Below are 12885 nucleotides of genomic sequence, written 5' to 3' on the forward strand. Positions count from 1 at the left end.
TTTAAGAAATGTGTTTAACTATTTATCAATCATTTTATATTAATACGAATCAAAAGCGTGAACCGACAATTCTCAACTACATAGGAGGTAAGAACATGAGCACATATCAAAATCAATTAATTGCACAATACACGTTCGAGGATAACGTTCAGATCGGGAAGGACAGCTCCGGTAAGGGACATGATGGTATAGCCAAAGGTGAGATTCTACCTGTGATATCCGAGTTGAAAGGTAGAACGGCGGTGACTTTCAACGGGGGAGCGAATGGAACTTCTTATCTGCAATTACCCTCGAATCTGCTTCGTGATGTAAGCGATAACACGGGAATTACGATTGCTACTTGGGTGTTTCTCGGCAAGGGGTCTAATGTGTGGGAACGCATTTTTGACTTTGGCAAAGGGGAGAAGGGGCCGTATTTATTTTTGACACGTCAGCTTCTGGGAACTTTATATGCCGGAGATAATCTGGTTGTCCACCCAAGTGGAGGAGTTGCAAGCGGAGAATGGTTGCATATCGTGCTCTCCGTAGCAGGCAGCCTAGGGGGAACGTTGAGCAGTGCGGGTCCGATTGTATATGTGAATGGGGAGAAGGCGGCAGACGGTTCGATCAGTCAGACGTCGAGCGGCAATTATGCCAAATTGCGCGAATGGTTTGATTCGTTCACCGATCCTGAGAATTATAGCCAGAATTATATTGGACGTTCCCAGTATGCAGCGGATGTGGACTTTGCAGGCTCGTTATCCGACTTTCGGATCTATGGGGCAACGCTCACCATGGATGAAGTCATTGAAGTGATGTGTGAATCACTGACAGATGAAGCGATTGTGAAGCTTGCGGCGGACAAGTACTTGTCCTTCCGCAACCGAATCATCACCAAGGATGTATCATTACCCGCAGACTTGCTGGGTGGTAAAGTGTCTGTTGAATGGAGTTCCAGTGCTCCAGAAGTTCTGTCTGAGAACGGAGAAGTTCAGGCAATCACATCAGCACAAGAGGTTACGCTCCGTGCGCTTCTGAACAGAGGTGATCGTAAGCTGAGCCAAAGCTTTGACGTGTCTGTTGTGCCAGCCCATCTCCCGCCTTATACGGTCACCATCCATGGAGATCAGAAGGTGGCTGACATCAGTGAAGTCATGTATGGGCTTTTCTATGAGGATATTAACAACGCGGCAGATGGCGGAATCTATGCAGAGCTTGTTCAGAATCGATCATTTGAGTCTTTTGCATTTGATACATACTCGCATGACTCTGGAGAATGTGGCTGTTCGACAGGACGAAATCGTGAACCTTTGTTTGCCTGGTCAGGCGATACGGAGAAAATGCGCGTACAGCATACGGATGGACTAAACGTTCACTTTAACGTGGAAGACCCTGAAGTAAATGCTTATTATGTAACGGTTCAGGATGGGGCTACGATTCGGAATCGTGGATTCTCAGACTCCAACCAGCATTGTGCCATGTCCATCAAGCAGGGTGAATCATATGACTTTACCGTATGGGCAAAAGCAGAATTGGCAGGAACGATCACTGTTCAATTGCAGGATGGAAGTGACACTTCTATCAGTGATTCGGTAACGCTGCATGTTGAAGGCGGGAACACATGGAAGAAATACGGTTTGTCTCTGATCGGAACGGAGACTGTACTTGGTCAACTGGCACTTACGTTTGCAGGTGACATCTCGATCGATATGGTGTCCTTAGTCCCTCAAAATGTATGGGGAGCTGATCCGACAGAAGAGGGAATATCGGCTACAGCACATGCCAACTACACAGGTAACCCGAACTATCGATTGAGAAAAGATCTAATTCAGGCACTCGCAGATCTGCATCCGAAGTTCTTGCGTTTTCCGGGAGGATGTATCTCGGAGGGATCTTTTATCTGGGATAACGTATATGACTGGAAGGATTCTGTGGGTCCGGTTGAGCTCCGCAAAGAAAATTATAATGTCTGGGGTTACATGATGACGATGGGCCTCGGTTATATGGAGTACTTCCAACTGGCGGAAGATCTCAATGCCGCTCCAGTTCCAGTCATGGCTTGCGGTGTGTTGTGTCAGGCACGCTCGGATTATGCTCACCCTGCGGGTGGCGCTTTAAGGGATTATTATATCCGCAACTTTACAGATCTGATTGACTTTGCGCTCAGTACAGACTTTGAACAAAACGAATGGGCGGCTGTACGAAGCCAGATGGGCCATCCTGAACCGTTTGATCTTCGTTATCTGGGCGTAGGCAATGAGAACTGGGGCACTGAATTTTTTGCCAACTTCGAAGTATTCAAACGTTCAATAGATGACTACATGGAGCAGAACTATCCTGATCATGAGTTGCACATTATCTCGACGGTTGGTGCTCAGGCGGATGATGATGCGTACCAGGAAGGATGGAAATTCCTCAGCGGGAATCTGACCGGATCGGCTCAAGTTGCTTTTGCAGATGGCACAGAGGTGATTGAGGAGACGGTAACCTGGTATGAAAACCAGGACAATTATATGGACACCATTGCAGATGAGCACTACTACCGCTCCAATGAATATTTGCTGAATAACGCGGATCGATACAACTACTATGACCGGGCTTATCTTGAAGACGGAAGTATCGATTGGAAAGAAACATCCAAAGTATTTGTGGGAGAATATGCTTCCACGGACAAAAACACGCTGGCAGGAGCGGTCGCAGAAGCTGCGATCATGACTGGGTTTGAAAATAATGCAGACGTTGTTCGTTTGGCTGCCTATGCGCCATTGTTCAACAAAGTACTAACGGACGGTACTTACCGCTGGACGCCAGACTGCATCTGGTTTGATGATGAAACCGTGTGGTATACACCGAATTACTATGTACAGCAGCTTTTTGCAAAATATGTAGGGGATCAGGTGCTTGAGACTTCATTCTCCACATATAGCAAAGGCAAACCGCTGAATCTCATTCCTCGTGGAGGCATCGAGATTGCAACAGGTCATGCAGACATCGTGGTGAAACGAGTCACGGTGACGTCCAATGAGGATGGTAGTTTGATGTTTGAGGAAGATTTCAGGGAACGTACAGAGCCTAGTGACGCATGGAGCCAGATTCCCGGATCGGAAGGATATGCGTTAACGGCAGGAAAAGGACTCATTTTGAAGGCACAATCAAGTGGATTGAATGGATTGTATCTGCTGAATGACGAATGGACCAATTACAAAGTTCACGTTGAGGCTGAAAGAATTTCAGGTGAGGATGGTTTTTACATCGGTGTGGGACTGACGGATATCTCGCCTGAGAACAAGGATGTCATTGAGTACGCAATTAGTTACGGCGGGAACGCAACAGGCGTGAAGGTGTACAAACAAGGGATTGAGGGTTATACACTGGGAGACTATTCATCCAGCTCGGCAGCAGGTAACCTGAGAGCGGCCAACTATGAACCACTCGAGAATGGGACCGATTATACAATCACGGTTAACTATGGTGGGGATACAGGAAAGAATCTGGTCTGCTCCTATACAGACGGACGTAATATCAGCAAGGTTCTGGATTACAAGCTGGAAGCTTACAACCGGGAAGTATTCCACTCTGTCACGAAGGACGCACGGCATATATATGTGAAACTGGTGAATGCAGATGATGTGGATAAATCAACCCGGATTTGCCTTCAGGATCTGAAAGTTGATGCTTCAGCCAAACTGATCACACTTACTGGAGAGGATCATTTGGTGCATATTCCGAATGTGAATCAGAAGAATGATGAGAAAGTGGTTCCCCAAGAACAGGAGATAACACTATCCGATACATCGGTGGTGGTTAACTTAACAGCTCATTCAGTGAATGTATTGGTGATGGATATTCTGAATTAAATTCATATCGTGAACAAGAGACCGCGTATATCGCGGTTTTTTGGCGTTCGAAATCTGTCCATTGATGATCAAAGAACGAAGAAATGGTGCTCTCCTAAAGGAAGGCACCATTTCTTTGGGTCTGATTATCTGCGTTTTAATAACAGAACGCCACTGATTGCCGACGTTTTATGGCGATAGACCACTTTGAATCCAATATCATTGTCCAGCAAACAGTTCAGTGCATTGATTAGCCGTGCACCGGGAACCAGTGTGAATGTACATGGAGACGTATTACCAATCACGCGCACACTTTGGATTCTGCGCGCAGAACCAGGGACGAGGGGATTTCTTGACCAATAGATTAATACCAGATCCGGTTGCGGAACAGCATTGACACGAGCCATACTAATCATCTCTTTTCTATTAGATTCTCTATAGTAAATGACAATGTGAAGTAGAAGGTGCTAGACAAAAGACGTCATGAGCAATAAATGGGGTTAACACCTTCCATTTATATCTAGTGCCTGTGGAATTCACAACAATTCATAGGTATAACAGATACTCATAAATGCATTTTCAATCCCATACATATATTCTGGAGGTGATTGGGATGAGCAAGGAACCTATGGATGAGAATAAAAAGATTGAGCAAAGAAACACCTTTCTTCGGGACAATAACGGGAAAGAGATGTCTTCCAACGAAGGGGTTAAAATATCAGATGACAGCAACTCGCTAAAAGCGGGGGATCGCGGACCCACGCTGCTTGAAGATTTTCTGATGCGTGAGAAATTGTCTCACTTTGACCGGGAACGCATCCCGGAGAGAGTTGTGCATGCTCGCGGATATGGAGCTTACGGTGAATTTGAGTTATATGAATCACTTGAAGAGTTAACGATGGCTCATTTTCTTCAGAATCCAGGAGTGAAAACACCGCTGTTTGTGCGTTTTTCCGAAGTTGCTGGTTCCAAAGGGGTTAACGAGACGAATCGGGATGTACGTGGGTTCGCCGTGAAGTTTTATACTGAGGAAGGCAATTTTGACTTGGTTGGCAACAATATACCTGTTTTTTTCATTCAGGACGGAGTTAAGTTCCCGGATTTGATTCATGCGGTAAAGCCGGAACCTAACAATGAAATTCCACAGGGCTCTACTGCACACGACACCTTCTGGGATTTCATTGCGAATAACCAGGAGTCGGCTGCTATGGTCATGTGGATTATGTCGGATCGCACGATACCGCGAAGCTTTCGAATGATGCAGGGATTTGGAGTACATACCTTCCGACTGGTGAACAATGAAGGCAAATCCAGATTCGTGAAATTTCATTGGAGGCCCGTACTTGGCATGCATTCTTTTGTGTGGGATGAAGCTCAAAAGCTGGGAGGTGCGGATCCGGACTTTCATCGCAGGGAACTGTGGGAAAACATCAATGCGGGTAATTTTGCGGAGTTTGAACTCGGAATACAAGTTTTGGAGGAAGCGGATGAATTCAAGTTTGATTTTGATATTTTGGATGCAACGAAATTATGGCCTGAAGAAGACATTCCGGTGCGAATCATTGGCAAAATGACGATTAACCGCAATGTCGAAAATGTATTTGCGGAAACGGAACAGGTTGCTTTCCATCCAGGGAACATCGTACGTGGCATTGACTTTAGCAATGATCCTTTGCTTCAAGGGCGACTGTTTTCGTACACGGATACTCAATTGGCGAGGGTGGGCACAAATTATCAGGAACTGCCGATCAATCGTCCGATATGCCCTGTACATAACAACCAGAGAGATGGAGCCTCTCGCTATACCATTGATCAGGGGAGAGTCGCCTATCATGACAATTCGCTTGCCAATAACTCACCTTATACTGTGCCGGGAACAAAAGGGGGATTTGTGACATATCCTTCCCCAGTGCAAGGTCTTAAAGAACGGAAAACGGCACCCAGCTTCCTGGATCATTTCTCGCAAGCACGTCTCTTCTGGAACAGCATGTCAGGCTTGGAGAGAAGCCATATCATTCAGGCACTTACGTTTGAACTTGGGAAGGTAAAGGATGTTTCCATTCGTCAGCAGGTTGTCAATATGTTAGGTCATATCAGCACGGAGCTGGCGACCATTCTGGCCGTGGAACTCGGAGTCAATGTACCTAACGTCCCTGAATCTCCAGTGACGAAGTCCTCACCTGCGCTCAGCATGGCAAATACGGTGTTTTCTCCCAAGACATTGCGTGTCGGAGTGATTGTTGGGGAAGGATTCGATGGCCCGAGCACACAATACATTTTGGAAGAGCTTAAGGGAGCGGGACTTCAACCGGTCATTGTACATGAAAGACAGGGTGTGGTGCGTGGAACAGGGAATGTGGAGCTCAAGGTGGACGACAGCTTTTTGACCGGCTCGCCCTTGGTATATGATGGTCTGTTCATTGTTGGAGGACAGCAGGAAAACGATTATGTTCAGAAATACACCCGATCCTATGCGATCGAAACGTACAATCATTTCAAACCGATCGGTGCTACACCGACGGGTGCAGCGGTGATCCAGCCGGTCGGCATTATAGGCAAACCTGGCGTCATTGTGGAACAGCAGCCTGCGGCGTTTGCAGAGCAATTCATTCAAGCGATGACCCAGCAGCGCTTTTGGGATCGGACATAGCCACGTGGGATAAACTGGACATGGGAAGTTCATGCGTCTAAACTAGATAGACCAGACACACTAAGAAGGGATGCGCCGATCCAAACCATGTTGCAGAAATTCGGGTTTACACAATATGAAAGTCAGGTATACGAGGCTATATTTGCCCAGGATGAACCGCTTGATGCCACATCGATTGTAAATTACTCCAACGTTCCCAAAGCCAAAATCTATGAAGTGCTCAACCGTCTGATCGACAAGGGAACGGTGCTGACAACGATGGATGGGAAGAAGAAACTATATATGGCTGTGGATCTTCAGTCCATCATTCATAAGATCAAGGCTGATTTTGAGAAAGATATTGAGGAATTGAAGAGTTACAAAATCAAACGTACATTTACAGATGAGCATATCTGGACGTTAAAAGATGAGTCGTCCATCGCATCGAATATCGAACAGCTTATCGAGGAAGCAGATTCATCAATTCTTTTTCTGGCCTGGAATGAGCGTATGGAGAAATATCGTGAACTGCTGGAGCAGAAGGAAAAGCAGGGCGTGTACGTTGAAGTGCTTGCCGTTGGGGGAATGGAGACATCCTTAAACCGGATATACTCGTTGATTCCATTGCTTGATGCGCCAGAACCTTCACAGCTGCTTATTGTGGATCATGCATATCTGCTGTTTGCCGGTGTGGAGCATGATTCATGGCGAGCGATCAAGACGATGTCCAAACCGATTGTCAAAGCGATGACTGATTATTTCTACCATGATGTTGCCCTTACTCAGATTACCAAAAAATACGGTGACCAACTGTTACAGGATGCTGAAATCGAGAAACTGCTCACCAGGTTGATCTATTAAAACTATTCTCTCGGAGGATAGTTTTTTTTGTTATATCTTTGTTTGAAAACAATCATGAAAATAACTATTGAAACTTTCATTCTTATGGGTTACTATCGTAGTTGTAACTTTTTGAGGAGGATTCAAAAATGAATAAGAAAGTATATGTGCTCGCTATCGCAGCATTTGTGGTCGGAACCGTTGAACTGATCTTGGGCGGAATTCTGGACCTGATTGCTACGGATCTTCATCTTTCCCTGGCCAAAGCGGGGTATTTAATCTCTATTTTCTCACTTGTCTATGCGTTGTCTGCACCGATTTTATTAAATATGACGGCCAGATTCGAGCGTAAAAAGGTATATATGTGTACGCTGTTTGTTTTTCTGATCAGTAATCTGATCTCTGCATTTAGTTCCAGTTTTTATATGCTGATGGCGGGCAGAGCACTCGGAGCCGCCACGGGTTCACTTATTTTTGTGCTCTCCCTGACCCTTGCAGCACGTATTGTGGAACCACAATATAAAGGACGCGCCGTGGGGATTATTACCATGGGAGGCAGTGCATCACTTATCCTAGGTGTGCCTCTTGGAATCTTTGTAGGTAACTTGGCAGGCTGGCGTGAGGTGTTTATGTTGATCGCTATTCTCACAGCAGTGGTTATGGTGGCCATCTGGATTGCGATGGATCGTGTACAGCCTATTCCTGCTGTATCCCTGAAGAAACAGCTTACGGCACTGTGGAATCCAAAAATGTTGGCAATCCATGCTACAACTTTGCTTGTGCTTGCGGGTCATTTGACTTTATATGCGTATTTCACGCCATTCTTGCAAGAAACGCTGGGTGCCAGTGCGACGATGGTCACCTTTATCTATATGATGTTTGGGATCGCCGCTGTTGCAGGGGGAGGAATCGGGGGCATGTTATCCGATCGTCTGCATCCTGCTAAAGCCATTATCATTGTGCTGATTCCCTTTATCGTGAGTATGGCTGTCATTCCGTTCAGTGTGGGATTGCCTTTGATCGCCTTCTTGTTATTGTTAAGCATCTGGAGTGCACTGAGTTGGACCGTTACGCCTGTGCAGAATAGTCTCATTATCAAAACGTCGCCGGAAACAGCCGAAACGCTAATCAGCACCAACTCAGGTATTGCACATGCAGGTATTGCACTGGGTACCTATATCGGCGGCATGGTGATCGATCATTCATCGATTCTGAACACCGGATGGGTTGGTTCTGTTCTGATTCTGCTTGGTTTGGTGACTGCCATCTATGCCATTAGCGTTAAGGAAAAAACCGTTCAGGCGGTTGCTTAGAATAAAGAAATTAGACAAAAAGCTTGAACCTCTGCATTCCCATAGTCTAATGGGTGTAGAGGTTTTTTTGCTGTTTCGCTAGAGTACGCGTCAGTAGAATAAACCATTTTCATATCGAGCAAAACTTGCTTTATTCATACTAATCTATATAATTAAAAGAGTTTTTAAAAGTATTATTTAATGTTGAATTACATGATGTGTAATGAGGGAGCGGTGATCATGACTACGAAGACGGAAAAACAAAAAATGCTGGATGGCGAGCTGTACATGGCTTCGGATCTTCAATTGTCTGAGGACAGAGAGTATGCAAGGAAAATGACGCGGACGTTCAATCAAACGACGGAAACGGATGGTGAGCTTCGCACCAAGTTATTGAAGGAACTGTTGGGATCTACAGGTGAACACCTGGGCATGGAACCTAATATTCATGTGGATTATGGATATAACATTCATGTAGGCAATCATTTTTATAGCAATTTTAACTGTACGATATTAGATGTGTGTGAAGTTCGTATTGGAGACCATTGCTTAATGGGGCCAGATGTACATATCTATACGGCTACTCATCCACTCCATCCGCATGAACGCAATACGGGTGCAGAATACGGCAAGCCAGTCACGATTGGCAATAATGTATGGATTGGTGGTAGAGCTGTTATTAATCCAGGGGTTACCATTGGAGACAACGTGGTCATTGCTTCCGGGTCTGTGGTTACAAAGGATGTTCCGGATAATATGATTGTGGGCGGTAATCCTGCTAGAATTATTAGAGAGATTGAGCTTTAATTTATTTTAGATAGAAGATGGGAAGTTCTTACGAAATGATGACTGAAAAAGAAAAATCCCAATTGGGGCTCTTGTATAACGCCAATTATGATCAAGAGTTAATTGAAGAGCGTTTACATGCCAAAGGGCTTTGTTACGATTATAACCAGCTCCATCCAGCCAAGATCAATGAAAGAGAAGAGTTAATCAAGAAACTGCTGGGGAAAACGACGGATCGTTTCCTGATTGAACAGCCATTTGTATGTGATTACGGCTATAATATTGAAATTGGTGAGAACTTCTACAGCAATCATAATATTGTCATGCTGGATGGAGGCAAAATCAGTTTTGGAGATAACGTTTTTGTTGCTCCCAATTGCGGATTTTATACAGCAGGCCACCCTTATGATGTTGAGCAACGCAAGGAAGGTCTGGAGATCGTTGGACCCATCACGGTGGGCAATAATGTATGGATCGGTGGCGGTGTGACAGTTCTTGCCGGTGTGACGATTGGAGATAATACGATCATCGGCGCAGGCAGCGTAGTGACCAAGAGTATACCGTCTGGTGTGATTGCTGCGGGTAATCCTTGCAGGGTCATTCGCAAGATAACAGAAGAAGACAAAACAAAGTACAGCAGGGATGTAGTGAAGAACATCTAGTGAAGAATAAATAGTGAACAACGTGATAGTCGCTAATGGAGAATGCCCGATGTGTATCATCGGGTGTTTCTTTTTGAAAATAAAAATAAAATCCCCCAGACAGAAAACATGCCAAGGTACTGTATAACCGACACTCTTTCATGTGATATGTCTGGGGGATAGAAGAATGTATCTGTTACATTTGCTTAAAAAACCTTAACGCTGCAAACTTTTCCCGTTACTGCTGATCACTTCTTTGTACCAATGGAAGGATTTCTTGCGATAACGTTCGAGTGTTCCTGATCCATCGTCATGACGATCCACATAGATATAGCCATAACGTTTTTTCAACTGGGCAGAAGACGCACTGACAACATCAATACAACCCCATGATGTATAACCCATAACTTCAACGCCATCTTCAATAGCTTCACCAACTTGAACCAGATGATCATTCAGATACTGGATTCGGTAGTCATCTTCAACTGTTTTCTCCCCGTCCGCACCCGTGATCAACTCATCAACAGCACCAAGACCATTTTCTACAATAAAGAGTGGTTTTTGATAGCGGTCATAGAACATGTTAAGGACATAACGCAATCCTTGCGGGTCAATCTGCCATCCCCATTCACTTGCTGGCAGATAAGGGTTAGGTACACCCCCAAGAAGGTTACCTTCACCTGCGATTTGTTTCTCCGGGTCTGCTGTCTGACAGATACTCATGTAATAACTGAAAGAGATAAAGTCTACTGTATTCAGCAACATTTCCTCGTCGCCAGCTTCCATCTGAATCTCGATTCCATTTTCACGGAAGTAACGTTTCATATAACCAGGGTAGCGACCTCTTACGTGTACATCACCGAAGAAATAGTTGCTATGCTCGAATTCCATGACTTTGATCATATCGTCCGGATTCGGTGTCAGCGGGTAGGTAGGCATACTGAGCATCATACAACCAATCTGTGCCGTAGGAATGATCTCATGACAGAGCTTCACAGCGGAAGCGCTGGCTACAAACTCATGATGGATCGCTTGATACAGATCTTGCTTGCTAAGCTTCTCCTTAGGTGTGTAGATACCACCACTCATGAATGGCGCTTCGAGAATGGAGTTGATTTCGTTAAAAGTAAGCCAGTATTTTACTTTGTTTTTATAACGTTTAAATACGGCAGTTACATAACGCTCGTAGAATCCAACCATTTTTCGGTTAACCCAGCCGTCGTATTCTTTGGACAAGTGAAGAGGTGTCTCATAGTGGGATAGCGTAACCAGTGGTTCGATCCCGTATTTGTGACACTCGTCAAACAGATCGTCGTAGAATTGCAGACCTTCTTCATTTGGTTCCAGCTCGTCCCCTTTTGGGAAAATACGGGACCAGGCGATGGAAGTACGGAATACCTTGAAGCCCATCTCGGCAAACAGTTTCACATCTTCCTTGTAGCGATGATACAGATCGATACCGATCAGTTTCATGTTATCTTCGGTTGGTTCTTCCGTGATTGGACCCATGATGCCTTTGGGAGCTACATCCTGAGTAGATAATCCTTTGCCGCCTTGATTGTATGCACCTTCAGCCTGGTTGGCTGCAATTGCACCACCCCACAGGAAATTTTCCGGGAATTGATAGGTTTGATTACTCATGTGTATCGCTCCATTCATCAAATTGATATTAAGATGATTCATGTATGACATAAAAAAAGCTTAAACGTTGTAACGGGTTACACGTCAAGTTTTACTTTTGACCCAGATCTGAGGCATACTATTATTCTATAGTTCGTTAGCAAGAAGGGAGTCTCCGATGTCCAAGTTTGATGAAATTATGAAGCGGTCTGGTTACTCAAAAGCGACAGTGTCACGAGTGATTAACCATTCTCCGCATGTTAGTGATGAAGCAAGGCAGATCATAACGGATATTATGAAACAGTTGAATTATATTCCCAACCGGAATGCGATATCGTTATCGACAGGGCAAACAAAGCAGATTGGAATTGTGACCTCTACCACAGGTGAGATCATTCTTACCTTCATGAATCAATTCATTGATACAGCCATGGATTTTGGGTTTCAGACGATTATCTATACATCCCGTGGAGATCCGGAGATTGAATTGCAGGCGTTCGAAGATCTGCGCAGTAAACGAGTCGATGGGCTAGTTATTATTGCTTGTGTCAATGATCCTCGGAAATTAAAAGCTTATATGGAGTATGGGCCCATTGTCTCCTGGCAGCGAATGGGAAATGACGATATTCCGTCTGTTGCGATGGATCAGGCAGAAGGGTATAAGTTAGCTCTGGAGCATCTGGTATCAAGAGGATACACTCGAATTGCGAATGCATTTGGCAGGGCTGAAAGTTTGAATACCCAGAGCCGACGTGAAGCCTATGAATCTTTCATGAAGAGCAGAGGGTTGCATGTGTGGACTGAAGCATATCAATATTCCGTATTTAGCTCCTCCGATGGCGAAGAAGCGATGGGAAGAATGGCTGAGGGGCCAGAACTTCCACAGGCCGTATTATGTTCGAATGATTATGCAGCCATCGGCATTCTTAGTGAAGCACGCAGACGGAATATTCAGGTACCGGAACAACTCGCCATTGTAGGGTTTGATGATATCGAGCTTTCCCGTGTCCTCGGGATCACGACCATACACAATCCAATTGCGGAGCAAGCCACCCAGGCTTTCCATCACTTGTGGGCTGTATTGGGTAAAACAGAGTTGAAGACAGAGCAGCTGACATACCAGCTGATTGAGCGTGAGACAACTTGAATCCATAAGACCTGATGTTGGAATTTGAATTTATGGATTCAATAATTATTCAAATTTGAAGCATCTTCGAATCGGAGTCATACGTTATACTGAATATGAGCTTCAGAACGACATA

General features: G+C 45.0%; 9 protein-coding genes. 7 read left to right on the forward strand and 2 right to left on the reverse strand.

Going from position 1 to position 12885, the window contains the following annotated elements; translation table 11 throughout:
- Positions 1 to 95 precede the first annotated feature (95 nt).
- Positions 96 to 3836 (forward strand): alpha-L-arabinofuranosidase C-terminal domain-containing protein, encoded by a 3741-nt coding sequence (locus MHH25_RS13865; protein WP_340020265.1) that lies wholly within the window; start codon positions 96 to 98, stop codon positions 3834 to 3836.
- A gap of 125 nt (positions 3837 to 3961) precedes the next feature.
- Here MHH25_RS13865 and MHH25_RS13870 read toward each other — a convergent pair whose 3' ends face one another.
- Positions 3962 to 4222 (reverse strand): hypothetical protein, encoded by a 261-nt coding sequence (locus MHH25_RS13870; RefSeq protein WP_074094912.1) that lies wholly within the window; start codon positions 4220 to 4222, stop codon positions 3962 to 3964.
- A gap of 221 nt (positions 4223 to 4443) precedes the next feature.
- On the opposite strand from MHH25_RS13870, the gene MHH25_RS13875 reads away from it, so the two are divergent.
- The 5 genes from MHH25_RS13875 to MHH25_RS13895 all read left to right on the forward strand — a co-directional run bounded on the left by MHH25_RS13875 (position 4444) and on the right by MHH25_RS13895 (position 10024).
- Entirely contained in the window at positions 4444 to 6465 is a 2022-nt protein-coding gene (locus tag MHH25_RS13875; protein ID WP_340020503.1) for a catalase, read from the forward strand.
- A gap of 87 nt (positions 6466 to 6552) precedes the next feature.
- Positions 6553 to 7305, forward strand: coding sequence for a helix-turn-helix domain-containing protein (locus MHH25_RS13880; protein ID WP_036670754.1), 753 nt, complete (start codon positions 6553 to 6555; stop codon positions 7303 to 7305).
- Positions 7306 to 7433: 128 nt separating this feature from the next.
- Complete coding sequence (locus tag MHH25_RS13885) at positions 7434 to 8597, forward strand: MFS transporter (RefSeq protein ID WP_076211793.1); 1164 nt, start codon at positions 7434 to 7436, stop codon at positions 8595 to 8597.
- Positions 8598 to 8816: 219 nt separating this feature from the next.
- Positions 8817 to 9383 (forward strand): sugar O-acetyltransferase, encoded by a 567-nt coding sequence (locus tag MHH25_RS13890; RefSeq protein ID WP_036670756.1) that lies wholly within the window; start codon positions 8817 to 8819, stop codon positions 9381 to 9383.
- Between the two features lie 38 nt (positions 9384 to 9421).
- On the forward strand, positions 9422 to 10024 hold the full coding sequence (locus MHH25_RS13895; protein WP_340020504.1) for a sugar O-acetyltransferase: 603 nt from the start codon (positions 9422 to 9424) through the stop codon (positions 10022 to 10024).
- A 195-nt stretch (positions 10025 to 10219) separates the two neighbouring features.
- Here MHH25_RS13895 and MHH25_RS13900 read toward each other — a convergent pair whose 3' ends face one another.
- Positions 10220 to 11644, reverse strand: coding sequence for a glycoside hydrolase family 1 protein (locus MHH25_RS13900; protein ID WP_076249446.1), 1425 nt, complete (start codon positions 11642 to 11644; stop codon positions 10220 to 10222).
- A 157-nt stretch (positions 11645 to 11801) separates the two neighbouring features.
- Between MHH25_RS13900 and MHH25_RS13905 the strand changes: the two genes are divergently transcribed.
- Complete coding sequence (locus MHH25_RS13905) at positions 11802 to 12770, forward strand: LacI family DNA-binding transcriptional regulator (protein WP_340020266.1); 969 nt, start codon at positions 11802 to 11804, stop codon at positions 12768 to 12770.
- Positions 12771 to 12885: the final 115 nt, after the last annotated feature.

The organism is Paenibacillus sp. FSL H3-0457, from assembly GCF_037981725.1.
Lineage (GTDB): Bacteria > Bacillota > Bacilli > Paenibacillales > Paenibacillaceae > Paenibacillus > Paenibacillus amylolyticus.

Bases quoted from the DNA above. Each gene is read 5' to 3' on its own strand.
- MHH25_RS13900 (WP_076249446.1), bottom strand. From the start codon at position 11,644: ATGAGTAATCAAACCTATCAATTCCCGGAAAATTTCCTGTGGGGTGGT.
- MHH25_RS13890 (WP_036670756.1), top strand. From the start codon at position 8,817: ATGACTACGAAGACGGAAAAACAAAAAATGCTGGATGGCGAGCTGTAC.
- MHH25_RS13865 (WP_340020265.1), top strand. From the start codon at position 96: ATGAGCACATATCAAAATCAATTAATTGCACAATACACGTTCGAGGAT.
- MHH25_RS13875 (WP_340020503.1), top strand. From the start codon at position 4,444: ATGGATGAGAATAAAAAGATTGAGCAAAGAAACACCTTTCTTCGGGAC.
- MHH25_RS13885 (WP_076211793.1), top strand. From the start codon at position 7,434: ATGAATAAGAAAGTATATGTGCTCGCTATCGCAGCATTTGTGGTCGGA.
- MHH25_RS13905 (WP_340020266.1), top strand. From the start codon at position 11,802: ATGTCCAAGTTTGATGAAATTATGAAGCGGTCTGGTTACTCAAAAGCG.
- MHH25_RS13895 (WP_340020504.1), top strand. From the start codon at position 9,422: ATGACTGAAAAAGAAAAATCCCAATTGGGGCTCTTGTATAACGCCAAT.
- MHH25_RS13870 (WP_074094912.1), bottom strand. From the start codon at position 4,222: ATGGCTCGTGTCAATGCTGTTCCGCAACCGGATCTGGTATTAATCTAT.
- MHH25_RS13880 (WP_036670754.1), top strand. From the start codon at position 6,553: ATGTTGCAGAAATTCGGGTTTACACAATATGAAAGTCAGGTATACGAG.